General features: G+C 41.9%; 27 protein-coding genes and 1 pseudogene. 3 read left to right on the forward strand and 25 right to left on the reverse strand.

Annotation, left to right across the window (positions count from 1 at the left end; all coding sequences use genetic code 11):
• Window positions 1-3 precede the first annotated feature (3 nt).
• From B7708_RS00640 to B7708_RS00695, 12 genes and pseudogenes are all read right to left on the reverse strand, one after another.
• Window positions 4-375, reverse strand: coding sequence for a cupredoxin domain-containing protein (locus tag B7708_RS00640; protein ID WP_084972990.1), 372 nt, complete (start codon window positions 373-375; stop codon window positions 4-6).
• A 10-nt stretch (window positions 376-385) separates the two neighbouring features.
• Window positions 386-781 carry a CopY/TcrY family copper transport repressor gene (locus B7708_RS00645; protein WP_084972992.1) on the reverse strand — a complete coding sequence of 132 codons (396 nt, stop codon included), beginning with the start codon at window positions 779-781 and terminating at the stop codon, window positions 386-388.
• 126 nt (window positions 782-907) lie between these two features.
• Entirely contained in the window at window positions 908-1,537 is a 630-nt protein-coding gene (pyrE, locus tag B7708_RS00650; protein ID WP_084972994.1) for an orotate phosphoribosyltransferase, read from the reverse strand.
• 42 nt (window positions 1,538-1,579) lie between these two features.
• A complete protein-coding gene (gene pyrF / locus B7708_RS00655) occupies window positions 1,580-2,281 on the reverse strand; it encodes an orotidine-5'-phosphate decarboxylase (protein ID WP_038804435.1) in 702 nt (233 codons plus the stop codon).
• Between the two features lie 190 nt (window positions 2,282-2,471).
• On the reverse strand, window positions 2,472-3,581 hold the full coding sequence (locus B7708_RS00660) for a cell division protein FtsQ/DivIB (protein WP_084972996.1): 1,110 nt from the start codon (window positions 3,579-3,581) through the stop codon (window positions 2,472-2,474).
• 9 nt (window positions 3,582-3,590) lie between these two features.
• Complete coding sequence (locus B7708_RS00665) at window positions 3,591-4,649, reverse strand: UDP-N-acetylglucosamine--N-acetylmuramyl-(pentapeptide) pyrophosphoryl-undecaprenol N-acetylglucosamine transferase (RefSeq protein WP_084972998.1); 1,059 nt, start codon at window positions 4,647-4,649, stop codon at window positions 3,591-3,593.
• Between the two features lies 1 nt (window position 4,650).
• Window positions 4,651-6,003, reverse strand: coding sequence for a UDP-N-acetylmuramoyl-L-alanine--D-glutamate ligase (gene murD, locus B7708_RS00670; RefSeq protein WP_084973000.1), 1,353 nt, complete (start codon window positions 6,001-6,003; stop codon window positions 4,651-4,653).
• Window positions 6,004-6,106: 103 nt separating this feature from the next.
• Window positions 6,107-6,283 (reverse strand): annotated as a pseudogene (locus B7708_RS00675) (AAA family ATPase); the annotation flags it as partial.
• A 71-nt stretch (window positions 6,284-6,354) separates the two neighbouring features.
• Entirely contained in the window at window positions 6,355-6,759 is a 405-nt protein-coding gene (locus tag B7708_RS00680; protein ID WP_084973002.1) for a PaaI family thioesterase, read from the reverse strand.
• A 69-nt stretch (window positions 6,760-6,828) separates the two neighbouring features.
• The gene (locus B7708_RS00685; RefSeq protein WP_084973004.1) at window positions 6,829-8,316 is read right to left on the reverse strand and encodes a UDP-glucose--hexose-1-phosphate uridylyltransferase; all 1,488 of its coding nucleotides are present in this window, start codon (window positions 8,314-8,316) and stop codon (window positions 6,829-6,831) included.
• Complete coding sequence (locus tag B7708_RS00690) at window positions 8,313-8,972, reverse strand: HAD family hydrolase (RefSeq protein WP_084973005.1); 660 nt, start codon at window positions 8,970-8,972, stop codon at window positions 8,313-8,315. Before B7708_RS00690 ends, B7708_RS00685 begins: the two co-directional genes overlap by 4 nt.
• 11 nt (window positions 8,973-8,983) lie before the next feature.
• Window positions 8,984-10,162, reverse strand: coding sequence for a galactokinase (locus B7708_RS00695; protein ID WP_084973007.1), 1,179 nt, complete (start codon window positions 10,160-10,162; stop codon window positions 8,984-8,986).
• Window positions 10,163-10,326: 164 nt separating this feature from the next.
• Here B7708_RS00695 and galR point away from each other — a divergent pair, with 164 nt between their 5' ends.
• A complete protein-coding gene (gene galR, locus B7708_RS00700) occupies window positions 10,327-11,328 on the forward strand; it encodes a DNA-binding transcriptional regulator GalR (protein WP_084973009.1) in 1,002 nt (333 codons plus the stop codon).
• Between the two features lie 67 nt (window positions 11,329-11,395).
• Here the strand turns inward: galR and B7708_RS00705 are convergent, their stop codons facing one another.
• The 3 genes from B7708_RS00705 to B7708_RS00715 all read right to left on the reverse strand — a co-directional run bounded on the left by B7708_RS00705 (window position 11,396) and on the right by B7708_RS00715 (window position 13,916).
• Complete coding sequence (locus B7708_RS00705; protein ID WP_084973011.1) at window positions 11,396-12,430, reverse strand: zinc-binding dehydrogenase; 1,035 nt, start codon at window positions 12,428-12,430, stop codon at window positions 11,396-11,398.
• The gene (gene nmlR, locus B7708_RS00710) at window positions 12,431-12,784 is read right to left on the reverse strand and encodes a stress response transcriptional regulator NmlR (RefSeq protein ID WP_084973013.1); all 354 of its coding nucleotides are present in this window, start codon (window positions 12,782-12,784) and stop codon (window positions 12,431-12,433) included.
• A gap of 244 nt (window positions 12,785-13,028) precedes the next feature.
• On the reverse strand, window positions 13,029-13,916 hold the full coding sequence (locus tag B7708_RS00715; RefSeq protein WP_084973015.1) for a cation diffusion facilitator family transporter: 888 nt from the start codon (window positions 13,914-13,916) through the stop codon (window positions 13,029-13,031).
• A gap of 132 nt (window positions 13,917-14,048) precedes the next feature.
• Here B7708_RS00715 and B7708_RS00720 point away from each other — a divergent pair, with 132 nt between their 5' ends.
• Together B7708_RS00720 and B7708_RS00725 are read left to right on the forward strand one after the other, a co-directional pair.
• Window positions 14,049-14,603, forward strand: a complete 555-nt coding sequence (locus B7708_RS00720) for a TetR/AcrR family transcriptional regulator (RefSeq protein ID WP_084973017.1) — start codon at window positions 14,049-14,051, stop codon at window positions 14,601-14,603.
• 26 nt (window positions 14,604-14,629) lie between these two features.
• Window positions 14,630-14,962 carry a hypothetical protein gene (locus B7708_RS00725; protein WP_000958079.1) on the forward strand — a complete coding sequence of 111 codons (333 nt, stop codon included), beginning with the start codon at window positions 14,630-14,632 and terminating at the stop codon, window positions 14,960-14,962.
• Between the two features lie 91 nt (window positions 14,963-15,053).
• On the opposite strand, the gene B7708_RS00730 is transcribed toward B7708_RS00725, so the two are convergent.
• The 10 genes from B7708_RS00730 to B7708_RS00775 all read right to left on the reverse strand — a co-directional run bounded on the left by B7708_RS00730 (window position 15,054) and on the right by B7708_RS00775 (window position 25,584).
• Window positions 15,054-16,574, reverse strand: coding sequence for an ABC transporter permease/substrate-binding protein (locus B7708_RS00730; protein WP_084973019.1), 1,521 nt, complete (start codon window positions 16,572-16,574; stop codon window positions 15,054-15,056).
• Window positions 16,567-17,295, reverse strand: coding sequence for an ATP-binding cassette domain-containing protein (locus B7708_RS00735; protein ID WP_061909043.1), 729 nt, complete (start codon window positions 17,293-17,295; stop codon window positions 16,567-16,569). The genes B7708_RS00730 and B7708_RS00735 overlap by 8 nt, the downstream gene beginning before the upstream one ends.
• On the reverse strand, window positions 17,292-18,254 hold the full coding sequence (locus tag B7708_RS00740; protein ID WP_084973021.1) for a zinc-binding dehydrogenase: 963 nt from the start codon (window positions 18,252-18,254) through the stop codon (window positions 17,292-17,294). The genes B7708_RS00735 and B7708_RS00740 overlap by 4 nt, the downstream gene beginning before the upstream one ends.
• A 14-nt stretch (window positions 18,255-18,268) precedes the next feature.
• Window positions 18,269-19,033 (reverse strand): nuclear transport factor 2 family protein, encoded by a 765-nt coding sequence (locus B7708_RS00745; protein WP_084973022.1) that lies wholly within the window; start codon window positions 19,031-19,033, stop codon window positions 18,269-18,271.
• A gap of 3 nt (window positions 19,034-19,036) precedes the next feature.
• Window positions 19,037-19,474, reverse strand: a complete 438-nt coding sequence (locus B7708_RS00750) for a MarR family winged helix-turn-helix transcriptional regulator (RefSeq protein WP_084973024.1) — start codon at window positions 19,472-19,474, stop codon at window positions 19,037-19,039.
• A gap of 143 nt (window positions 19,475-19,617) precedes the next feature.
• Window positions 19,618-20,811, reverse strand: a complete 1,194-nt coding sequence (locus B7708_RS00755) for an O-antigen ligase family protein (RefSeq protein WP_084973038.1) — start codon at window positions 20,809-20,811, stop codon at window positions 19,618-19,620.
• A 132-nt stretch (window positions 20,812-20,943) separates the two neighbouring features.
• The gene (gene gtfA / locus B7708_RS00760) at window positions 20,944-22,386 is read right to left on the reverse strand and encodes a sucrose phosphorylase (RefSeq protein ID WP_084973026.1); all 1,443 of its coding nucleotides are present in this window, start codon (window positions 22,384-22,386) and stop codon (window positions 20,944-20,946) included.
• 206 nt (window positions 22,387-22,592) lie between these two features.
• Window positions 22,593-23,426 carry a carbohydrate ABC transporter permease gene (locus B7708_RS00765; RefSeq protein ID WP_000711271.1) on the reverse strand — a complete coding sequence of 278 codons (834 nt, stop codon included), beginning with the start codon at window positions 23,424-23,426 and terminating at the stop codon, window positions 22,593-22,595.
• Window positions 23,427-23,442: 16 nt separating this feature from the next.
• Window positions 23,443-24,315, reverse strand: a complete 873-nt coding sequence (locus B7708_RS00770; protein WP_084973027.1) for a carbohydrate ABC transporter permease — start codon at window positions 24,313-24,315, stop codon at window positions 23,443-23,445.
• A gap of 18 nt (window positions 24,316-24,333) precedes the next feature.
• Window positions 24,334-25,584, reverse strand: coding sequence for an extracellular solute-binding protein (locus tag B7708_RS00775; RefSeq protein WP_084973029.1), 1,251 nt, complete (start codon window positions 25,582-25,584; stop codon window positions 24,334-24,336).
• Window positions 25,585-25,595: the final 11 nt, after the last annotated feature.

The raw sequence follows: 25,595 nt of genomic DNA on the forward strand, positions 1-25,595 counted from the left end.
CTCCTACTCTACAATCATCTTGCCGTGCATCATATTCATACCACATGCAAAGCCAAACTCTCCAGCTTGCTCAGGTGTGATTTCCACTACATACTCTTCACCCATAGGAAGATCCGCATGTACACCAAAATCTGGAAAGACGATCTGATCCAGACAGGGTGACGGGTCCTTGCGGTCAAAGACAATGCGGGCTGGCACCGATTTCTTGAGGATAATCAACTCAGGCGTATAGCCCCCCATAACTTCCACTCGAATCTCTTGGTAGCCCTTTTTTTGCTGGGCCTTTTGTCCAGACTTTTCAGGCTTTTTGAAAAACCAAAACAAGATAAACGCGATAAGGGCAATACAAATAAGGGTTACAATGCTATTTAACATGACGTCTCCTTTACATACAATTACATTTTACTTCAGCAACTGCGCTAGCTTTTTTCTCAGAAATCACAGCTTCCAAGTCTTCCAAGTCAGCCAGAGTAAAATCACATTCGGCAATCAAATCAGCTAACAAGTTCTTAATCCTACGAGAACAAACCTTGTCTTTGATATCTTGGACAAGCAAGTCTCGGCTTTGATCCAGAGTTAAAAGGGCTGAATAAACAAAGGACTTGCCCTCTTTTTTCCTGGTCAGACACTCTTTCTCAACCAAACGCGCCAAAAGGGTTTGAACTGTAGACTTGGACCAGTCAAACCGCTCCGCCAGAACCCTGATCAAATCCGTACTGGTCTGTTCACCCTGCATCCAAACAATCTTCATGACCTGCCATTCTGCATCTGAAATCTGCATCAGTACACCTCCAAAATCTACATTTGTCAATTATGGTTCTAAGTATACTATCAAAATCTACATTTGTCAATTAAAAAGAACCGATACTATGCATCAGTTCCATTAAAATCTAAGAAATGAATTTCTCTATCCTTGCCAATTTTCTTGGTCTTCTTTAAAGCGTTTTAGGAGGTCGAGTCCTTCTGGCGTAATGTAACCTTCTTCTTGTGCTAGGTGGATCAGTTCACTGTAGTTAGAAAGCGTCACAAGTTTGACACCAGCATCCGCAAAGTTCTTATCTGCTTTTGCTAGTTGATAACTAAAAATAGCTACTACACCGAGAACATCTGCTCCTTCACGCTTGGCAGCTGCTACCGCTTCGAGAACTGAACCACCAGTTGAAATCAGGTCTTCTACAATTACCATTTTTTGCCCCTGGGCTACACGACCTTCGATTTGGTTTCCGGCTCCATGGTCTTTTGGTTTGCTACGGATATAAGCAAATGGTAGGTTCATCTTGTCCGCGATGATAGCTCCGTGTGGAATCCCTGCTGTCGCAGTTCCTGCAATCACTTCAACCTCTGGAAAGGCTACTTTGATAGCATTCACAAAACCATTTTCAATCAAAGTTCTAGTTTCCGGGTAAGCCAGGGTCACGCGGTTATCTGTATAGATAGGTGACTTGATACCAGATGCCCAAGTGAAAGGCTCTTCTGGTTTGAGATAAACCGCTTGAATTTTCAATAGATGGCTAGCAATGTCTCTAGCAAGTGTCATGGTATACTCCTTCTTATCCTTAAATCTATAATCAAATACGCTTTAGACCCAATCGCGTGTCCATTCTTCCTTGATAGCATGGTAGGCTGCTACAGGGTCTGCTGCCTGTGTGATAGGACGGCCTATTACAATGTAGTCACTACCTATTTGATAGGCTTGACCAGGGGTTACCACTCGTTTTTGATCCCCTGCTTCAGCACCTGCTGGTCGAATCCCTGGTGTCAAGCAGATAAAGTCTTCGTTTGTAGCTTCTTTGATAAGTTGGGCTTCTTGGGCTGAGCAAACCACTCCATCCAATCCAGCTTCAGCTGTTTTCTTAGCATAGTGAATCACTGATTCCTGCAGACTAGTTTGGATATTTTGACAGTCTTGCATCTGTTCTTCAGATGTTGAGGTCAATTGGGTCACCGCGATAAGAATCCCTTGATCACCAAGGCCTTCACGCGCGGCCTGCATCATCTCAAGTCCACCTGCAGCCTGAACATTGGTCATATCGACACCCAGACTTGACAAGATTTTCATGGTTGACTTGACCGTATTTGGAATATCATGCAACTTGAGATCCAAAAAAACACTATGTCCCAATGATTTCAAATAACGCACAACCTCGGGACCTACTGCATAGTAGATCTCCATTCCAACTTTGACATAGAGTTTTTCCTCTGCTGGAAAAAGGGCTAAAAATTCTTTGGCTTCCTCGAAACTTGGAAAATCCAGAGCAATGACCGGGCGACTCTCACGCATTCTTTTCTCCTATTCTTTGCTAACAGTCCATTGCTCAAAAAAAGGAACCTGCTAGCAGCTAGGTTCCACGAAAAACGGGTAGTCTCCACCCTTTCACTGTCTAACCTTAGCTGCCTCTCTGGACTGCTTTAAAAGTTTTCTACTATTCTATTATTTATAACGACACTTGTCAAGTAAAAACTGAAGATTCTTATTCTTGTTTCTTTTCTTCAGCTTTTTTTTCTTCCTGTTTTTTCTTCTCTGCTTCTTTAGCTTCTTGTTTAGCCTTTTCCTCAGCTTCTTCTAAACGTTTATCAGCTAAGCTAGTACTATAGATGCCAGCTTCCATATCAATAAAGCTCGGTTCTGACAATTGTGGCTTGATTTTGCTGTAATAAGGTAATTTCTTACTCAACTCTGACAAGGGAACTACTATTTCATCTGTATCCTGCATAGTAATTTTTAGAAGATCGGCAGTTGCCTTACTTGGCGCTAGTTCGATCTTCTGAATCTGACTCTTTATGTCCTCACTAATACTAGAAAGACCCGTCATCAAATCCTTCACCTGCTGCTCATCGTTAAAGGTGACTGTTAGGTAGGTCTCAGGCAGATTCAAAAGGTTGACAGGGCTTGAGTCAATTGTTCCACTAGATAGGATTGGATAGTGGTCTTCACCTGTCACATAGTAGCCAACAATCTCAAACTCTTTAACTTCAATCGTAAAGTTTGTCGGAAATTTGTAGTCAATCTTTGCTGACTCTATCCAGTGATTAGACTTGATTCGCTCAGCGTATTTTTCCTTATCCAACAATAGGGCTAAGGTATAGTCGCTATCTTGAATACCAGAAATCTGTTTAATGTCATCCGCTTGGGTCTGGACATTTCCCTTAACCTCGATATGCTTGATAGTCGAAAGAGGAGTCAAGAGATAGATAGAAAGGAGGAGAACCAGAACACTCGGCACCAAGATACTAACTGCCCGCCAAATATGAACGGGAGCAATTTTAGGCTTGGCAGGTTTTTCTTTTTTCTTCTTTTCTTTCTCTTTTTTAACTTTTGTGTCTTCCTTTTGAGTTTTCTCAGCTTTCTCGGAAGGTTCCTTGCTTGGGCTTGTGGATTCCTCGTCTGACTCGCTCGATGATTTCTTGGATTCCTCTAACATCTTAGAGTTTTTCCCCATTCGAGCTTGTTTTTCCTTTTCTTTCTCCTCAGCTAGGGCAGCTTCTTCCTCAGCCTTCTTTTTCAGGTATTCCTGGTTTCGTTTCTGCCATTCAGACAATTCTTTCTTGGGGTTTGATTCTTTGTTCTTATCCTTTGACATTGATATTCCTTATGATAGGTCTTTTCTTAATAGATCGTAAAAATCTGCAAGAGATTTCAATTCAGTTGATGCCTTCATGCTAGCTTGGTACTGATCCTTATGACTAAGCAAGTGACTCAGTTTCTCCTCCACGCTTTCCAAGGTCAAGTCACTTTCTTGAAGTTCTTCTGCATAGCCTTTCTTAACAAAGTAGGCTGCATTTTCAATCTGGTCTCCTCGACTTGCTTCACGCCCCAATGGGACGATGAGATGGAGTTTCGCCATGGCCAAGAGCTCGAAAATCGTATTGGCACCACCACGCGTCACCACCAGATCTGCCAGCTCCATCAAGGGTTGATAGAGGTCCGTCACATAATCAACACGGAAGAGATTTTGGCTTAACTCATTGAGGCTAGAATCTCCAGTGAGATTGATAACATTGTAACGCTCGGTCAGTTCTTTTTTATGATCTGTCACCAATTGGTTAAAGACACGAGCTCCTGCAGATCCACCGACAAACAATACTGTAGGCAATTTGGGATTGAAGTGGGTTTGGATATCCACCAATTCATCTGGTTCAGGAGTTTTTTGGTCTGAAACCTTGGTCACAGCTCCCACATGCTCAACTTTTGCGAGACCAGCAGCTTGCTCAAATGTTGAATACATCTTGGTCGCAAATTTATAGGCAATTTTATTGGCCAAGCCCATAGATAGGTCCGATTCGTGAATAAAGACTGGTACTCCTGACACACGCGCTGCGATAACCGGCGGTACAGAGACAAATCCCCCCTTTGAAAAAAGAGCCTGTGGACGCATTCGTAACATGATAAAGAGGGATTGGACAATTCCCCAACCAACTTTGAAGACGTCCAGCATATTTTGCCAAGAGAAATAGCGACGCAATTTCCCAGTCGCAATGGAATGGAAGGTCACATTCAAGCCTGACTTGAGGATTTCTTGGTGTTCGATTCCGTGTTTATCACCAATGTAGTGAACTTCCCAGCCGTCTTCGATGAACTTAGGCATTAACAAAAGGTTGAGGGTGACATGTCCAACCGTCCCCCCACCTGTAAAGACAATTTTTTTCATATTATTCCTTTAACTCCGCTACTGTGTCGATAAAGAGGTCGCCACGTACTTCAAAGTTAGCATACATATCCCAGCTAGCATTGGCAGGGCTGAGAAGGACTACATCTCCTTCTGTAGCAAGCTCGTAAGCCTTGCGGGTCGCATCTGCAATATCTGTCGCATCCACATAAGCCACACCAGCCTTCTCTGCTGCCCGTTTGACACGTTCTGCAGACTGACCGAGGATAACCATCTTCTTGAGTCCTGTAATATCTGGAACCAATTCATCAAACTCATTGCCGCGGTCCAAACCACCTGAAATTAAGATGACCTTACTATTGTCAAATCCTGACAAGGCTTTTTGAGTAGCCAAGATATTGGTTGACTTGCTATCGTTATAGAATTTGACCCCCTTGATTTCATCCACAAACTGGAGACGGTGCTTGACACCACCAAAGGCTGAAAGAGTTTCCTTGATGGTTTGGTTGTCTACACCACGAAGCTTGGCTACCGCAATGGTCGCAAGGGCATTTTCTACATTGTGGCTACCTGGAACACCGATTTCACTAGCTGCCATGACCACTTCCCCACGGAAGTAGAGTTGACCATCTTCCAGATAAGCTCCATCAACCTTTTCCAGTGTTGAAAATGGTACAACAGTAGCCTGTGTTTTGCTAGCCAATTCTTTTGCCAAGTCTTGGTTAAAGTTCAAGACAAGGAAATCATCCGCTGTCATCTTGTTCTGGATATTCCACTTAGCTGCCACATACTCCTCAAAAGAACCATGATAGTCGATATGAGTAGGCATGAGGTTGGTAATAACCGCAATCTCAGGATGGAATTCTTGGACGCCCATGAGTTGAAAAGAAGAAAGTTCCATGACAAGCGTGTCCTTGGCTGTCGCAGTTTGAGCCACTTGACTGGCAGGATAGCCGATATTGCCTGACAAAAGACCATGTTGACCGGCAGCAGTTAAAACTTCCCCAATCATCGTCGTTGTGGTTGTTTTCCCATTTGAACCAGTGATACCGATAATCGGCGCTTCTGAGATCAAGTAAGCCAACTCTACCTCAGTCAAGACTGGAATCCCCTTTGCCAAGGCCTTTTCAATCATGGGATTGCTATAAGGGATCCCTGGATTTTTCACCATCAGAGCAAACTCTTCATCCAAGAGCTCCAAAGGATGCCCACCAGTGACAACCTTGATTCCCTCTTCTAGCAAACTTTGTGCAGCAGGATTTTCCTCAAAAGGCTTGCCGTCATTTACCGTCACAATGGCTCCCAGCTTGTCCAACAAACGGGCCGCAGACTCACCAGACTTAGCCAAACCTAAAACAAGTACTTTCTTATTTTTAAATTGATCGATTACTTTCATGTCTCAAACTCCATTTCTACTCCTACTATTTTACCATTTTTACGGAAATAAAAAAGCCACAAAGTGTATTTGTGACTCTTTCTTCTAACTTAATGTTCTCTTATCATCGATGAGATAAATCGGTAACTCGAATGACTTGATCCACTTGCTCCCAGATAAGAGGATTGTGGGTCGCAATAATAATCGTTCGATTCGGATTTTTTAGAGATTCTAATATAGAAAGTAGCTCCTCAGAGTTTTTGGGGTCTAGTGAAGCGGTTGGTTCATCTGCGAGAATCAAAACTAACCTGCACTCCAAAAGTTCGACAGAGAAATATCTAACCCTTGGAGTGCAGGTCACCTCTTAGTGTTTTATATCCTTACCTGTCTCTCATCTGACCGCTGGCCTGTGACAAACATGGTAAAGGTGGCTTTGCAGACATTTCTGCCTTCTTGATTGGTGATATCGACATCCACGACACAGGTTGTGCGACCTTGATGGACACATTCTCCTTTAATGGTCAGCACATCGTCGAGTTTTCCTGCCTTGAGGTAGTTGATAGAGGACTGAAGCGTCACTCCATCAAGCCCCAGCGAGATGACCACCAATCCACTGATCTGGTCACAGAGGGTAAAGAGATAGCCACCATGGGCATTGCCATAGTAATTGAGCGACGAGTCCACCACTTTCGTCGTCACCACAACATGACCATCTCTCATTTTGTCTATTTCGTAATTTTCAAAGGCAGATATAGCGTCAAAATGAAAATCTTTCATCGTTTCCTCCTGATAGTTCAAACGACACTATGATACTACTTTTTATAGGACTGTGCAAGGAGAAAGCTCCTAGTCTGGTAAAATTCCAACCTGCTCAACAAAGCGCATAAAGGCTGCCTGTCCCTGCTCCGTTTGCTTGTAAACTCCTGCGTCCTCCAGAACACGCGCAAAAATAGCACCCACAGAGTCCTTGACGATTTCAAGGGCTTTTTCTTTATCCGTTAGATCTGGATGTTGGGCTTTGAGTTGGTCGGCCCATTTCTGATGATAGTCGGCAACTGAGACTTCTTCTCCGACAAGGTAGGCTGCTACTTGCTCCACTTCTGCCTTCAAACGAGGTGGCAAAATAGCCAAGCCCATGACCTCGATCAAGCCGATATTTTCCTTCTTGATATGTTGGACATCCTTGTGGGGATGATAGATACCATCAGGATGTTCTGGTGATGTCTGATTGTCCCGCAAGACCAAGTCCAACTCAAACTGGCCATCGCGTTTACGGGCAATCGGTGTGATGGTGTGATGCGGTGTCCCGTCTGTTTCTGCCAAAATCTGCACTGCAGGATCTGAATACTGGCGCCATTCCTGTAAAATCTTGTCAGCCAAGTTGATCAAATCCTCTTTGGAATCCGAGGTCAAACGTAGCACTGACATGGGCCACTTGACAATCCCAGCCTTGACCTGCTCAAAACCAGCAAATCGGAAGGTCTTTTGCAAAGGAGCTAATTCCATAGGAAATACGTGACGACCTCCCTGATAGTGGTCATGAGTTAGAATAGACCCCCCCACAATCGGCAGATCAGCATTAGATCCAGCAAAATATCCCGGAAATTGCTCAACGATAGCCAGCAGACGCTCAAAGCTCTGACAGCTAATAGCCATTGGCCGATGCTGACTATCTAAGAAGATACAGTGCTCATTAAAGTAGGCATAGGGCGAATACTGGAAACCCCACTCCTGACCAGCCATTTCAAAACGGATAATTCGGTGATTGCTGCGAGCTGGATGGTTAATTCGACCATGGTAGCCTTCATTCTCTAGACAGAGTTGACACTGTGGGTAATTGCTAGCTTGAACCAACTTAGCTGCCGCAATCTCCTTTGGATCCTTTTCAGGTTTAGAGAGGTTGATAGTAATCTCAAGTTCTCCGTAGTCAGATGGAACACGATAAGCGATATTCTTAGAAGTGGCCTTGAGCTTGATGTAGTCATTTTTCTGGCTGAGCTGGTAAAAATCCCCTATCGCCTGCTCAGGAGAGTGAGCATAGGTTGTCCAAAAGTCACGATTAACCTGACTTGGACAAGGGGTTACCAAATCCATTAGTTCAGCACCAAGGATTTCACGCGCAGTCTGACTATCCTCAATCGTCTCTAATCGAACCGCTTCTTCGACCAGCTGGTCCTTGAGGTCAATCAAGTCATCCAGATCAGTCTCAACTTCCAAAACACCTTCACCCACTTGAGCCAAAACACGATTGGTTAGGTAGATTCGATCCATTTCCTCAAAGGTACTTTCAGTAATGACTTCCGTGATAAATGCATCTAGAATTCCCTGACTCATTGATTCTCCTTCTTACTTTCTAAATAGTCTCTGACAGCATCTAAATCCTGAAAAACTTGTTCTGTTTTATTTAAGAAAGACTGTGCTGGCATTTTCAAGTCTGGAATACAAATAACTGGTATCCCAGCTCTATACGCTGCTTCAATCCCTGCTTCACTATCCTCTAATACTAAGCAATTCTCTGGTAAAACATTCAAATCACTACAGGCCTTTAAAAATATATCAGGGTAAGGTTTGCTTCGCTTTACATCTTTTGCAAAAACTAGATGGTTAAATAGGGACAGTATACCATTACTATCCAAAATCATTCTAGCTCGAGATTCAACACTTGAAGTTGCTAGAGCGATTGGAATACCTTCTCTTTGCAAAAAAGCAAGCAAATTTTTAGCACCTTTTTTTAAATTTACACCTTTGGCTAAGATTCGAGCTTCCAGTTCATAAACTTTTTCCAAGGTTTGGTCAAAGTTCCAAGGTAAATCATAGGTATCTAAAAATCGTTGAACATTCTCCTCTTCCCTATGTCCACTGTATTCTCTAGAATATGTTTCTTCTGTGAAAGGAATTCCAAAATCTTTAAGCAATTCTTGATAAACTTTTAGAGAAATGATCTCAGTATCAGCTAATAAGCCATCTAAATCAAATATTACAGCGTCCATTTACTTCTCTCCTAGTCTAAAACGCGACTGCCACCTTCAACTTCAGCGATATAGAAGCTTGGAGCATATCCAACGACTTCCTCGTAGTGCTTGCCAACAGCTTCCTTAAAGGCCTCAACTGTATCTTTTTGCACCAAAGCAATAGCACATCCACCAAAACCTGCCCCTGTCATACGAGCACCGAGAACACCTTCTTGTGCCCAAGCTATGTGGACAAGAGTATCCAATTCCAAGCCAGTTACTTCATAGTCATGTTCTAGAGAAACGTGTGACGCATTCATCAAGCGACCAAATGTTTCCAAATCACCTGCTTGAAGTGCTGCTTGAGCTTTAAGGGTACGTTGGTTTTCAAGCACAGCATGGCGAGCACGTTTTAAGCGATTTTCATCTTTAATCAGATAGCTGTATTGGTCAAAGGCCCACTCATCCAATTCACCCAAGGTCTGAATATCCAAGGCAACTTGCAATTCTTCCACAGCTTTTTCACACTCAGCACGGCGTTCATTGTACTTAGAGTCCGCCAGTTCACGGCGTTTGTTGGTATTCATGATAACAACGACATTGTCCTTCAAATCAAGTGGCACCAAGTCGTACTCCAAAGTATTGGTATCGAGGTAAATAGCACGTTGGTCTGCACCCATACCGATGGCAAACTGGTCCATGATACCAGAGTTGACTCCGATAAAGTTGTTTTCTGTTTGTTTTCCGATTTTAACCAAATCCAAACGGTCTAGTTTTAAATCAAAGAGATACTCTGCCACGACCCCTGTCAAGAGTTCCAAGGATGCTGATGAAGACAAGCCAGCACCATTTGGGATATTCCCAAAGACATAGAAATCAAACCCTTTGTCAATAACATGGCCAGCTTCCTGCAAGAAATGGAGGACCCCTTTTGGATAATTGGTCCAGCTGTGCTCTTTTTCAAACTTGAGATCAGCAAGAGGCACTTCGATGATACCCTTGTCCTCAAAGTTTGCTGAGTAGAAACGCAAGACTTGGTCGTCACGTTTGCGAGCCGCTCCATAGGTTCCCAAGGAAATAGCCGCTGGAAAAACGTGTCCACCGTTGTAGTCTGTGTGTTCACCAATCAAATTGATGCGTCCTGGTGAAAAGAAAGTTTGGTCTGCTTCTTGACCAAAAACGGCAAGAAAGTCTTTGCGAAGGGCTTCAGCAGTAAGATGTTGTGTCATATGAATTCTCCTTTGACTGTCCGTTAAGTCATCTTAACGTGTAATCGTTTTCTTCTATTGTATCCAAGGCATTTGCCAAGGTCAATCCTTTTTACTAAACTTTTACTAAACTATCGGTAAAAAGAAGAAAAATATGATATACTAACCTAAAAGGAGGAGGATTTATGGCTACATTAAAAGACATTGCACAGCTAGCCTCTGTCTCTATCGCGACAGTATCTCGTGTCCTCAATCGCGACCAGAGTCTATCTGTTACAGAAGAAACTAGACACCGTATTTTAACCGTCGCTGAAGAGCTGGGCTATACTAAGCACCTCAAGACAGGCGAATCCCACAAACCCAAGCAAAAGATTGCCATTATCCAATGGGTCAGCGAACAAGGGGAGTTGGACGACCTCTACTACTATCAGATTCGTCTCGGTATTGAAAAAAGAGCCCAAGAGTTGGACTATGATATCTTGCGCTATTTTAATGACCATCCTTTTACATTAAGCGAGGAAGTGATTGGCATTCTCTGCATCGGAAAGTTCAGCCGAGCTCAGATTTCTGCCTTTGAAGAATACCAAAAACCTTTAGTCTTTATAGACAGCGATACCCTCTCACTAGGTCATACCTGTATTATCACGGACTTTTACACTGCTGTGAAACAAGTTGTAGACCATTTCCTCAGTCAAGGTATGAACCGTATTGGAATTCTCACAGGCCTTGAAGAAACAACCGACCAAGAAGAAATTATTCAGGATAAGCGGCTAGAAAATTTCAAAGACTATACCCAAGCAAATGGAATCTACCATGAAGAACTGGTCTTTCAGGGGAGCTTTACTGCCCAGTCTGGCTATGACTTGATGAAGAAGGCCATTCACAAGTTGGGAGAACAACTCCCACCAGCCTTTTTCGCCGCCAGCGATAGTTTAGCCATCGGCGCCCTCCGTTCCCTTCAAGAAGCTGGAATCAGCCTACCAGACCGCGTAAGCCTCATTTCTTTTAACGACACCAGCCTGACCAAGCAGGTCTATCCTCCTCTATCTAGCATTACCGTCTATACCGAGGAAATGGGCCGAGCAGGTATGGATATTCTTAATAAGGAAGTTCTCCATGGTCGCAAAATCCCTAGCCTAACCATGCTGGGCACCAGACTGACTTTGAGAGAAAGTACGTTGCCATAACTCAACAAATATACCAACGCAAAAAATCCTAATAGAAATTCTCAAATCTCCATTAGGATTTTCTTTGTTAATCCATCACAATCATAGACTTAATGGTTTTGCGATCATCCATATCTTTATAGGCTTGGTCAATCTCTTCTAATTTATAACTTGAAGTAAAGACACGGCCTGGGTTGATATCGCCATCAAGGACTGCCTTCAGTAAGAACTGTTTGTTGTAAGTCGTTACAGAGGCTGCTCCGCCTGCTACCGTAATATTTTGAGCAAAAGTTGAACCGAGAGCTCGATTGCTATAGTGAGGAACTCCAACAAAGCCCAAACGACCACCATTGTGAAGGACACCAAGAGCCTGATCAACCGCTGCCTCAGTACCGACACACTCAAGAGCTGCATCTGCTCCTCCACCAAGAATTTCTCGAACCTTGGCAATTCCTTCTTCGCCACGTTCAGCCACAACAGCTGTCGCCCCTGACTCCAAAGCCATTTGTTGACGGTCTTCGTGACGACTCATAAGAACAATTTGAGATGCACCACGCATCTTAGCGGCGATAACAGCACATTGCCCAACAGCCCCGTCACCGATAACGACAACCTTATCCCCTTTTTGAACATTAGCAACACGCGCAGCATGATAGCCGGTCGGCATGACATCAGCCAGTGTCAAGAGGGATTTGAGCATGCCTTCTGTATAATCAGAGGGCTGACTCGGAATTTTGACAAGAGCCCAGTTGGCATATTCGAAGCGAATGTACTCCGCTTGCACCCCATTAGACCAATTGGTGCCAATATGGCGGTCACAAGTCCCATCAAAACCAGCACGACAGGCATCACACTCCCCACAGCCATGGGTGAAAGGTGCAATAACAAAATCGCCAGGTTTAACAGTCGTCACTGCATCACCAATCGCCTCAACGATACCAATCGCTTCGTGCCCGCTATTCTGATGGCCCGTTTCAATATCTGGATTGCGATAGCTCCACAGATCAGAGCCACAAACACAGGTCCGAACGATCCGAATAATGGCATCATCTGCCTCAATTTGCGGACGTTCAATTGTAGCAAGCCCAACCTGTCCTGCCTTTGTATATACTGCTGATTTCATTTAAAATTTTCCTTCCTTGTAAAGTTTAATTTTGAGATTTAAGCGATTTAAAGCCACCTGTAACTGAGACAAGCGCTCCTCTAATTTTTTCTTCTCCTCTTCTAAAATACCAAGCCTTTCCTCTCTCGTTTCATCCCCCTTTTGATAGAGCGACATATAGTCAACTAAACTGTCTACAGAGACACCCGCCGAACGGAAACACTTAATAAATTCCAGAGCTTCTATATCCTGATCTTGAAAGTCACGAATCCCAGTTGCCGTTCGAGTAATCGGTGGCACAAGACCAACTCGCTCGTAATACCGAATCGTATCCGCTGAAATTCCCAATAAGTCGCTGGCAGATTTAATATTCATATACTAGCCTCCTTTCATTTTCTTCACTGAATTTAAGCAACTATAACTCATTCATCTTATTATACAACTTTGAGTTGACTCCAAGTCAAACATTTTGCATCTAATAGAAAAATTCTTTTAATTAGCAAACAACTAAGTAAAGTTTATACCGTACCTTATATGACCAAACTTTTAAAATATTTAAACTGGAAAGAAAATACTCTATTTCAAATAACATAGGGGCTTAATCATTCTTCACTTTGTACTAATGATGCCCATGCTTCTGCTCTAACTCTCTCACCTTCCGCCTATGTTGCGCATGATTACTTTGACTGCTATCCACTTCAATAGTGATATTCTGCACGCCTCTTTCTTCTAAAAATTGACGAACCACTTCTTTTGTCTCCATCATCTGTTCCCAGTCCTTGATACAAATGTGGACAACAGCATTGTTCTCAAGACCATCCATGGACCAAATGCTAAGTTGATTGACACTTTTGACATTAGCTAGCGCTGCTAACTCTTTCTCTAGCTCGGCGGTCTCGATCCCTTCAGGCACAGCATCTAAGAAAATCTTGAGTGTTGACCAAAAACGAGGAATGGCTTTCCAGAGGATAAAACTAGAAATTAAAAGAGACAAGAGTGGATCGAGAAAGTACCAGTCAGTCACATACAAAACACCAGCAACCAGAATAACCGCTAGCCATCCTAGAATATCTTCTAGAAAATGCAAGGTCAGGATAGCTTCGTTCTTGGTCTGACCCTTACGAACGATTAGACTAGCCAAAAGATTAATAAGAATCGCAAGAATCCCCAACCACAGCATCCCTTGGTAGTTGACAGGCTGAGGGGATAGGAGACGAGGAATATTCTCCAAGAGCACCATGAAAGATCCTGTCAAAAGGATCAAAGCAGTCAGCATGGCGCCTAGCAGACTGAAGCGTTTATAACCAAGTGTATAACGTTTGTCTTCCTGACGATTGGAAATAGTTTCCAAGCAAGCTGATAAGCCTATGGCAAGAGCATCGCCCAAATCATGAACCGCATCCGCTAATACCGCACTTGAATTGAAGATGCCTCCAAAAATAAATTCGACAACAGAAAATGATAGATTCAAGAAAAAGGCTAGCCAGATAGATGTTTTAGAACTCATTTCTCTCCCTCCTTTGGTATAATGGGTATATACATACTTCTTTCATTTGTATTATCTAATAAAATCCAAAGAAAGGATAGAAGCAAACTGTCAGCCTTGTTCAGTTCTGAACAGTTTGTCTCAAGTGTCTATATGCCAAAAAGAGACCGTCGAGTCAGTAAGACTAAAAAAGCCATCTATCAAGCTTTTTTACAACTTTTGAACGACAAGGGCTATGATGCTACTACTGTCCAAGATATCATTGACTTGGCAGATGTTGGGCGTTCCACTTTTTACTGTCACTACGAGAGTAAGGAACTGCTTTTAGATGAGCTCTGCCGCTACCTCTTTCATCATCTCTTTGAAAGGGAAGGACACTTTACTACCGAGGACTACCTCGCACATATTTTTTTGCATTTTCAAAAAAATCAAGACCATGTCACTAGTCTTCTTTTTTCCAAAAACGACTACTTTCTCCGCCAACTACACAAGGAACTCGAACACCATGTTTACCCCATGGTAGCGGAGGATTTGCAAGAGGCCTATCCAAACATTCCGGCTTCCTACCTCAAACATTTTGTAGTAACCAATTTTATCGAAACACTGACCTGGTGGCTTAAAAAAGGAAAATCTTATACCGAAGACCAAGTGGTGAGATTTTACTTAGATGTGATTGAGATGACTTCTACAAAATCACTCGAAATTTAATCCTATCACGAAGAAAGGAATCAACCATGTTAACTTCTATTATCCTAGGAATTCTAACGATTGTATTGGCTCTTATTTTCTCCCTCCTTCATCTCGCGGCAGCTTTCGCAGCCATGAAACAAAAGAACTACAGTCTGGGAAACACGTGCATCTTGGTCGGCAGTTGTCTCACTTCACTAGCTCTTGCTATCTTTTTCTTCGTTCCACTAGCAACGATCATCTTATGGATAGTGGGCTCTAGCATCATCTGCTACGGTGCTTACTGGAATGGGCGACAGCAAGAAAACCAACATATATCGCACCACATTATAAGGGGCACACTAGCGGCTTTGATTGCTCTCTTGTTTATCTTACTCTAACATTAAAAATCCCATCTCGTCTATAATTCGAGATGGGATTTTGTCTGCTGAAGAAAATTGCTAGTGGCTGCCACCTGACTTTCCTCTCCATTTATTTCTTCAACAAACCTTGTTCTTGTAGAAATGCCTTGGCTACTTGTTCTGCAGGCTTGCCTTCAATGCCGACTTGATAATTCATCTGGCTCATCTGACTTTCAGAAATTTTACCAGCCAGTTTATTGAGAACTGTCTCCAACTCAGGGTGTTTCTTGAGAAGAGCTTCTTTCATTAGTGGAGCTCCTTGATAAGGTGGGAAGAGTTGCTTGTCATCTTCCAAGACCTGCAAATCATAGCGTGCCAACTCTGCATCGGTCGAATAGGCATCCGTGATTTGGATATCGCCTGATTGAATCGCATCATAGCGAAGGGCTGGCTCCATAGTTGATACATTGAGATTCAGTCCATAGACCGACTGAAGCCCCTTGTTCCCATCTTCACGGTCGTTAAATTCCAAGGTAAACCCTGCCTTGAGCTTGTCTTGAACTGCCTTAAGGTCAGAAATGGTTTTAAGATTGTATTCTTTGGCGACACTCTTAGGTACTGCAATGGCAAAGGTGTTTTGATAAGCCATGTGATTGAGCAAGACTAGATTGTCCTGTTTTTTTATTCCATCACGCGCTGCTTCAAAAACCTCTTCTTCATCATTGCTGACCTTTGGAGCAGGCTGCAAGAGAGACCCAGTAATCGTACCAGTAAACTCAGGATAGATATCAATATCACCTTTTTTCAGTGCTTGATAAAGGAAGTCAGTCTTACCAAAGTTTGGTTTGACTGTCACAGTCATATCCGTATTTTCCTCGATGAGGAGCTTGTACATATTCATGAGAATTTCTGGCTCAGGTCCTAATTTCCCAGCAATAACCAGATTATCCTTGCTTTGTTTTGGTATCAAGCTTGGCGTGTAAGAAGCGCCTAGTCCGAGGATTAGGACCGCAAAAGCTGCAAAAACCGTCCGAAGCTTGGCCTTTTCCATCCATTTAAGGAGGCTGTTGAAAAGAATAGCCAAAACTGCGGATGAAATTGCTCCAATCAAGATCAGACTGGCATTGCGACGATCAATTCCTAGAAGGATAAAAGAACCTAGTCCACCAGCTCCAACCAAGGCTGCCAGAGTCGCTGTCCCGATAATCATAACGGTTGCCGTCCGAACTCCTGATACGATGACGGGCATAGCTAGAGGCAATTCAAACTTCTTGAGTCGCTCCCACTTGGTCATCCCAAAGGCGATTCCAGCTTCCTCTAAACTAGGATCAATCCCATTCAAAGCTGTGACAGTATTTTCTAAAATTGGGAAAATAGCGTAAATCACCAGAGCAGTCAGTGCTGGCAGTGTGCCAATCCCCATGAGAGGGATAAAGAGACCCAACAAGGCCATTGAAGGAATGGTTTGAAAGATTCCTGCAATTTGTAGCACCCAATTGGCTGCTTTTTTGTGACTATTGAGATAGATAGCGAGTGGAATGGTCAGGAAGATGGCCACAAGTAAGGTCAGAAGAGAGAGCTGGAGGTGCTGACCAAGGGCTGTTACCCAATCACCAAAGCGCTCCTGAAAGGTAGAAATCAAATTAGCCATGTTGAACACCTCCAAATAAATCTGCTACGAAGCTGGTCGCAGGTGCAGATAAGATTTCCTCAGGTGTTGCCACTTGACAAATCTCCCCGTCCTGCAAAACAGCAATCCGATTCCCTAACTTTAAAGCCTCATCCGTATCATGGGTGACAAAAATGGTAGTCATCCCAAATTCATTGTGCAATTCTCTGGTCAAAGTTTGTAGTTGTTTTCTCGAAATAGCATCAAGAGCTGAAAAAGGTTCATCCATGAGAAGAATCTTAGGCTGACCAATCATGGCACGAACAATGCCCACCCGTTGCTGTTCTCCACCAGATAATTCACTAGGAAGCCGATGTCCATACTCAGCCACTGGTAAACCAACCTTAGCCAAAAGCTCTTCTGTTTTCTGAGCAATCTCTTCCTTAGTCCACCCCTTCATCTCAGGAATCAGGGCAATATTTTCAGCCACCGTTAGATTGGGAAAGAGAGCAATCGCTTGTAAGACATAGCCTGTGGAAAGGCGCAGCTCACGCTCATCATAGTCTTTGATGCGTTTACCATCCATATAGATATTTCCATCAGTTGGTTCCAAGAGACGATTAATCATCTTAATCATGGTCGTCTTACCTGACCCAGAAGGCCCAACTAAAACCATGAATTCCCCATTCTCAATTCGTAAATTGACATCTCTCAAAACATCTTTTTCTGTATAGCGTAGCGCTACATTTTTATATTCAATCATTCTTTGTCCTCAATTTTTACGATAACCTTGCCAAAAGACTGGCTACTTTCCAGATAAGCATGCGCATCCTGAATTTGCTCAATAGAAAATACTTTTTCAGGTCGCACATCTATCTGATAACGCTCCACAAAGTCCACCAAAGCTTGTAGCTTGTCTTGAGACACATTGCCAGAAGCAAAAGTAGTTAAGTAAAGATTACGATAAAGCATTTCAATAGGATCAAAGTCTGGAATAGTCCACTGACCGCCCAGCAAGCCACAAGAACAGATAATACCACCATCTGCCGTCCGAGCAAATGTATCAAGAATAGCACTCGGACCGACAAGATCCAAGACCTTGTCAAACTGCTCTTCCGTTTGCAAGACGCCAACCTTATCCAAAATTACCTGGTCAAATCCTGCCTCTTTTAGTTGCTCTTCCTTGTCCAGACTTCGGCTACTTCCCACTAGATAGACATTTGGAAATTGCCCCTTGAGAAGTTTTGCAAAAGCAATCCCAACACCACTAGTCGCCGCCCGAACCAGAACTCGGTCTCCCTCCTCAATCTTGAGATTGAGATAAGAGCCAAATGCCGTGTAGTAGGTTTCGGGCAGTGCGATTAAACTTTCCAAAGCAAGCTCTGTCCTCACAGGATAGACCTGTTTATCTGGTAGCAAAACATACTCAGCATAACCACCATCAAAAGCACGCCCCATTTCTCCCATGATGGAGATGACTTGCTGCCCGACCTGCAAATCGGGACGATTGGTCTCCTCTACAAGTCCCACACATTCAATCCCTAAAATCCGTGGAAATTGAACGGACGGCGATAGTCCTTGACGAGTAAAAATCTCACTATGGTTGATTCCAAATCCTTGCACTTTGACCAAGGTCCAACCTTCTTTAACAGTCGGTTTTGGAACTTCCACAACCTGCAGAACTTCTGGTCCTCCAGCTTCCTTAACAAGCACAGCTTTCATCTTAATATCTCCTTTTAAAACTTCCCTCGGTTGGTCAATTCTTCTACCTTAGGCATGACTTCTTTATTGTCCCAATGCTCCACAATTTTCCCATTTTCTAGACGGAAGATATCATACTGGGCATAGGCAACGCCATCAATCTGAGTCTGCCCATAGCTGACCACATAGTTTCCTTGTCCCAAAAGCTGGAAAACAAAGTCGAAAGTTACACCATGTTCAGCAACATAGTTTTTATAAGCCTGACTTCCTTGTCCAATCTCATGATTATGCTGAATCAAATCGTCTGCCACATAATCACTCCACTGCTCCAGCTCCCCATTTTGGAAAATTTCTGTCAAGAAACGACGAACGGTTTTTTTATTTTCTGCCGTTTTGTCCAAATCCTTGATCTCAAAATCACCAAAAATCTGATCTAATTGGCCATTTTCAGGTGTTCGATAGTAGTCAATGACATCCCAATGCTCCACGATGCGTCCATTCTCATCCGCACGGAAAGTATCTGTCGTCACCCATTGAGCTTCCCCACCATTGAGATATTGATGAACATGGACGAAGACTAGATTGCCGTCTTCAATAGTGCGAACAATTTTCATCTCACGCTCGGGATGGCGCTCAAAGAAATTTGCAAAGAAAGCCGCAAATCCTTCTTTCCCATCTGGCACACCTGTCGAGTGTTGAATGTAAGTATCCCCTACAGACTGAGCTTGAGCCTCAGCAACGTGTCCATCTTGAATAGCATGAATGTATAGATTTTGTGCATTTTCAACTTGTTTTGACATGTTTTATGCCTCTTTTTCTTTTAAATTTGCTAAAATACGTTCCTGATAATTTTCAAACTGACGAATCTCTTCCTCAGTGAATCCTTTATAAAAAATTGCATCCAATTTTTGACTAACACGATGGCCAACTTCTTTCTGAGACCAACCCTGCTCTGTCAACTTGACGTATTTTTTTCGCTTATCTATTCCACATGGGCTAATGATGACCAGGTTTTGCTCCTCAAGTTTCTTTATCATAGTTGTTAGCGTATTGTTAGCAAGTCCTGTCGCTAGTGCAATATCTGTGGCCGTAGCGCAACCTGTCTCACTATTCCATAAAACAGTGAGAATCTTGCCCTGTTCACTCCGATAAAGAGCTTCAGGATCCTGACTCAGTAACTTTTGAAAAATCCGCCCATTCAACAAACGAATATGATGGGCAACTAAATGACTATCTTTCATACTTCCTCCAATTTATTTCTATATCGAATTTTCCATATTGTAACACCTTTTATTTCATCTGTCAACTATTTCGATTTAGAAATAATTTTCGCCAACAAAAAAGACCTCCTACCTAGAGTAGAAGATCTCCGTTCTTGAGTAACTTAATCTGTCATTTCAGACACCAAGGTTCGATGTTCCAGTGGTAGACTGCACATAACCAACAAGAAGATGAATCCTGACTGTACCCAGAAGAGAGCCAAGTCAAAAATTCCATGTACAGCAACTACTGTAAGGAAGGAGAGATAAAGACCTATAATTGGTCGTTTACCAGACTCCTGACTCATATCCATCATCATGTGAACCGGGATCACAGAAGAAATGGATAGGAGAATGGTTCCAATCAAACCATAACTCAAAATAGTATCGATGTAAAGACTATGCGCGTGTTCGTGGTAAGGTGCATGGATTCTCGGGAAAGAATTCATATAGGTCAGCGGACCCTCACCCCAGATCGGATTTTGCTTGAACAAAGTCATACCCGCATTCCAGATTGAAACTCGCTCCTCCATTGAAGAATCTAGCGTTCCCATACGGACACCCAAATCGCTTGAGAAGAGGAAACAAAGTCCAATCCCGAAAACTCCAATACTGAGCCAGAAGGCGCGCCAGTTTTTTATGGTTGTAAAGAGATAAATGATGGCACCAGCGATGATGGCAGGAAAGGCTGTTCTATTTTGCGTAAAATTCAAACCAAATAGATTCACAAAACCTGCTAGCACGCAAAAGATTTTTAACCATCTTAACTTCGTCGTTGTAAAGAGGTAAAAGGCTATCATGATACAGAAGCAACAGATAATTCCATAGTAGTTCGGATTAAAGAAAGTTACCTCTGCACGGTTTTGGTGCCATACTTGCATATTAGGCGAAAGAAAGGCGTAGTTAAATTTCTTTACAATTTGGAAATGCTCCAAAGTAGCAAAAACAGCAGAGAGCACACTACCAAACAAGATTGTCTGCAGTATCAGTCGAAAGAAAGCATGTGTCAGACGTTTCTGGTAATAACTAAAGAAAATGAGGAAGAGAAACATCAGTAAAGATGCAACCAATCCAAGCCAGTTCTTGGCGACGATAGAGATAATACTACTGTAGGCAATAAAAAAGAGAAGCACAGGATGTTTGGCCAATCCTTTGATAATTCCCTTCATCTCCCCAGTAACAAGTAAACCTATCAAATATAAAGCAAAGAGAGCTAAGAACAAATAAAAAGGTAAAAAGATACTTATGATCATCAAATATAAAAAGAAATCTTTTTTCGAAAGCCCTCTTATCTTATCCAGTAATCCAATTGATTTCAAAACGGATCCTTTCTGTTCTGGATTTCTCCAGAAGATAAATGCTAAACTATCTTTTAATTTTACCATTTTTTCCGTCATTTGGGAACAATGAACACGTTTTCGCCACAAAAAAACTCTGTTATTGATATGGTACTAAAACCGAATTTCTCTGCCGTTTTCCACTACTTGATAGGTCTGACTCTGCAAATCAATTTCTGCTACTGCTGTTACGGACTTGTCTTTATTTTGACGTTTGATTACAATGCTATGAGCTGTTGGTGTTTCTATCTCAATAGTCCCTTCTAGATCAAAGGCCTCTGATCGATTACGGAAAGAAAATAGATTGAGAAGAGCCTTCACCACAGGACGTTGAACTTCTTCTGCTATTTCCTCATTGCTATAGTAATGACGATTAATATTTCGACCTTCCTTAGTTTCTTCTAATAATTTCAAGTCATTTTTTCCTGCTAATAGACCCACATAGTAAACCTGAGGAATTCCTGGAGCAAAAGCTTGAATCAGACGAGCGAGGAAATACTTGACATCATCATCTCCAAGCGCAGAATAGTAGGTTGAATTGATTTGGTAGATATCTAGATTGTTATACTCTGCACTAGAGTACTTACGTTTGACATTCGCTCCAACCTTATAGAGCTCATTTGAAGCATAGTCAATTTCCTCATCAGTCAGGATATCCTTGACATCCACCACTCCAATCCCATCATGGGTGTCTAGTGTCGTAAATTGCTTCATCGGGCTCATCTTTAACCACTTAGCCAAACGCTCTGTTCTGGAACTGTAAAGAGTATAAAGGGTCACCATTGGAAGGGCAAAATCGTAAACATAGTAATCATGGTTCGCTATTTTAAACTGAATCGAATAGTGTTCATGAATCTCAGGTAAGAGCTCTGCACCGTATTCAGATGCTATATCCCGGACCTTATCCAACAAATCCCAAATATCTGGTTCCACAAAGAAATCATTGGTATCCAATTTCTTCACTGCATAAGCAAAAGCATCTAGACGAATCAAATCACACCCATTACTTGCTAGATGTTGAATCGTCTTACGGATGAATGCCATCGTTACGTCTTTGGTCACATCAAGATCAATCTGCTCCTCACCAAAAGTATTCCACAAATGTTCTACTGAACCATCTGCAAAAGCAATCTCTTGCTTTGGCGCACGATCCTTACGTTTGTAAATTAAATCCACATCAGCTTGTGTCGGACGGTTTTCTGGCCAAAACTTGTCCCAGTTTAGAAAGAGATCTTTAAATTCACTAGCTTCATGTTTTTCTTGATAGTCCTTATAATATTTCGATTGACGAGAAATATGGTTAATCATAAAGTCAAACATAAGATAATATTTTTCACCTAAACGCTTAACATCCTCCCAATCACCAAAAGCTGGATCTACTTCATCATAATCAACAGGTGCAAATCCACGATCACCAGTTGAGGGAAAAAATGGTAGAAGGTGAACTCCTCCAATAGCATCGCCAAAATGTTTTTCCAAATTCTCATACAAGTCTTTAAGGTTATTTCCAAGACTATCTGAGTAAGTAATCAACATAGTTTTATTTTGAATGGTCATAGATGTTCTCCTTTTTCTAATGAAAGCCAAGTCTCATATGACCTGGCTTCGTAAATAAAAGATATTTTAAGATTTTTGTTCACATCGAACTCGTACTAATATAGAATGCAAGCAACTAAGCGCTACTTTCTTGTTTTCTACATAAAATTGGCAACAAGCAGAACTGTTTCTCTGTATAAAGAAAGATAGACTCCCTAAGCTCTTTCTTACTTCACTGCTCCGTTGCTCATTCCTGAAATGATATGTTTTTGGAAGATGAGGTAGACAATGGTTATCGTTACAATTCCCACAATATAAGATGCAAAACTTGGGCCATAGTCATTGAAGTACTGACCCTGATAGTTGTATTGGAAGAGAGGTAAAGTCCACATTTTGGAATCCTTATTCAGAATCAACAGTGGCAACATAAAGTCATTCCAGAACCAGAGAGCATTGATAATCAAAGTTGTAGCATGCATGGGCTTCAACATTGGAAAAATGATTCGACGATAAGTTGTAAAACGATCAGCCCCATCAATTTCCGCAGCTTCATCCAAACTATCTGGTACACTGATTTTTATATAACCAACATACAAGAAGAGAGTCTGTGGAATAGCATAAGTTAGGTAGAGTATTACTAGCCCCCACATATTTGCTAGACCGAGTTTACTCATCATAACTGTGATGGGAATCATAATCACCTGAAATGGAACAAATATCCCTAAGATCAAGAGCGAATACATAATTGCAAAGGCTTTTTTCTTGGACATATTTCGAGCAATGGAATAAGCTGCAGCTGGTATAAAGAAAGCTACTACAATCAATGATAACACCGTAATAACAGCTGAATTCCAGAAATAGCCTCCAATTCCATCCGAAATCAATCGTTCATAATTACTCAACGTAAAAGGATTGGGCAAACTAAAGAAATGATTCATGATATCCTTAGTTGTTTTGAAAGAACTAAATACTGTTACCAACAAAGGAACAAGTATAAGAATACCACCGACTATCAAGAGGACATATTTCCAAAACTGATTCAATTTTTCTTCTTTTTTCATGTGTAGGACTCCTCTATTAGATTTCAAATTTCTTTGATAGTTTGATTTGGATAAGAGAAACAATTCCAATAATTAAGAATAAAATCAAGGCAATTGCATTCGCATATCCATATTGATTACTCTTGAAAGCATAGTTGTAGACTAAAAGTCCAAGAGACGTTGTAGCATTATTTGGACCACCACTCGTCAAGGCAAAAATTTGGTCAAAGACTGTCAAACCGGACTTGAGAGCCAGAATAAAAACCATAGAAATCGTCGGCAGCAAATAGGGCAATTCAATCTTCCAAAAAGTTTGTTTACTTGTTGCACCATCAATTGATGCCGCCTCTAAAATATCATTTGGAATACTCTGAAGACCAGCAAGAAAGAGAATAATTGGCATTGCTACTCCTTGCCATAGAAGAACAAAGATAGTTGCCACTACCGCTCCGACAGGTGTTCCTAATAGACTCTCTTGTAAAAAGCTAATTCCTAAAATTTTTCCAATCGTTGGAAGCCCATAGTTGAAAAATTGTTTAAAAATCAAGGAAACTGTCAAACCAGACAAAACAGCCGGGAAAAAGAACCATGCTCTAAAGAAGGTCTGCCCCTTCATCTTAGAATTTAAGGCTCGTGCCACAACCATCCCAATCGTAATCTCTCCAATAATCAATGCCAGAGTTAAAATCAAAGTAAAGGCTATGGCTGTGAAGAATTTCCCATCAATCATCAGCAATTTGTAGTTATTCAAACCAACAAATTTGTAATTATAGGTCAATCCAGTCCAGTTAGTCAAACTATAGAAAGCACCTTGTACCATTGGAAAGTAAAAGAAGATAGCTTGTAAAGCAAGCGGGATGAGCAAAAATGTCCAACCCCAGTATTTATTTAAAAATTTTCGAATAGCCATATCATCTTAACTCCTATTCTAGTCCAAATCTGCCTTCATTGGATTAAAGAAAGCATTGAGATTATTTGCCATATTTTTCAGATTTTTATCCATCAGATAACCTGCACTTAGATTAAAAAAGTCTTCTTCAGAGTTCCAGCGTTGGCCCAACCAAACATAATGTTTATCCGTAAAGGCCAGTTTAGAAATCTCTGCAAGCGCTGAATCTTCTTTTTCCTGTATACCCTTCACCGCAACTGGTGACCCATCTACATCATAGTATGACTGCATAGCTTTTGGACTAGTCATATAGCTGATAAATTCTTCGGTTTCCTTAGGGTGTTTGGTAGTAGCTGAAGTTGATAATGCCATATCCCCTGCACCAACAGTGACTTCTTTTCCTACTTCTTCTCCAGGAAAGGCAAACATCCCCACCTCAAATTTTGGATCCTGTTGATTAATTGCGGCTAATGCCCATGATCCTTGTGGCATCATCAAGGCTTTTCCACTCGAAAATGCTACCACCGCATCATTATAAGAGGCACCACGCCAACCATCTTGAGCATTATCCGCCAACAAATCTAGTCGTTCTGCATCTGCTTTTAAAATAGCATCATCTGCAGAGATAGCGTTTGGTTTTGAAAAGCGAAGGTAGCTATTAGCCGCATCACCACTACCTGTAATAGTAATGAGAGAAAGTTGGTGGTAACCATTTAATGTCCAGCCTTCATTGCCTGCAACTGCAAATGGAGAATTCCCACTATCTTTTATCTTTTTAACAATCTCTTGAAACTCTTTAAAAGTCTTCGGTTCCTCAAGTCCTAATTCTTTAAATTTTGTTTTATTGTAATAGATTCCATAAAGGTTGGCCGTTAAAGGCACACTATAAACTTTGTCATTAATCGCATACTTTTTAGCATAGTCATTCTTAACGTTCTCAAGATAGGGTTTTCCTGTCATATCTGCAAAATAACCTGCCTTAGCCCACTCTTGGAAATCCATATTTTGAGGGTAGATATTGACAATATCTGGCACGTCCCCTGATAAAACACGCGTTTTTAGGACAATACCTGCTGCGGGCACTGTTGTCAACTTCACATCAATATTAGGATATTCCTTCTCAAAATCATCCACTATTCTTTGCAAGGTATCTGCCATCTCGGTCTTCTGGTTAAAAAACTCAATCGTTACCTTGCCATCAGTTGACTCCTCTTGACTACTACAAGCTGACAGTCCCAAAAGGCAGAGTCCTGTAGTAGCAATTAAGCTCATCTTTTTATACCATCTCATGATTTTATCTC

The sequence above is a fragment of the Streptococcus oralis subsp. dentisani genome (assembly GCF_002096615.1).
Taxonomy (GTDB): domain Bacteria; phylum Bacillota; class Bacilli; order Lactobacillales; family Streptococcaceae; genus Streptococcus; species Streptococcus oralis_U.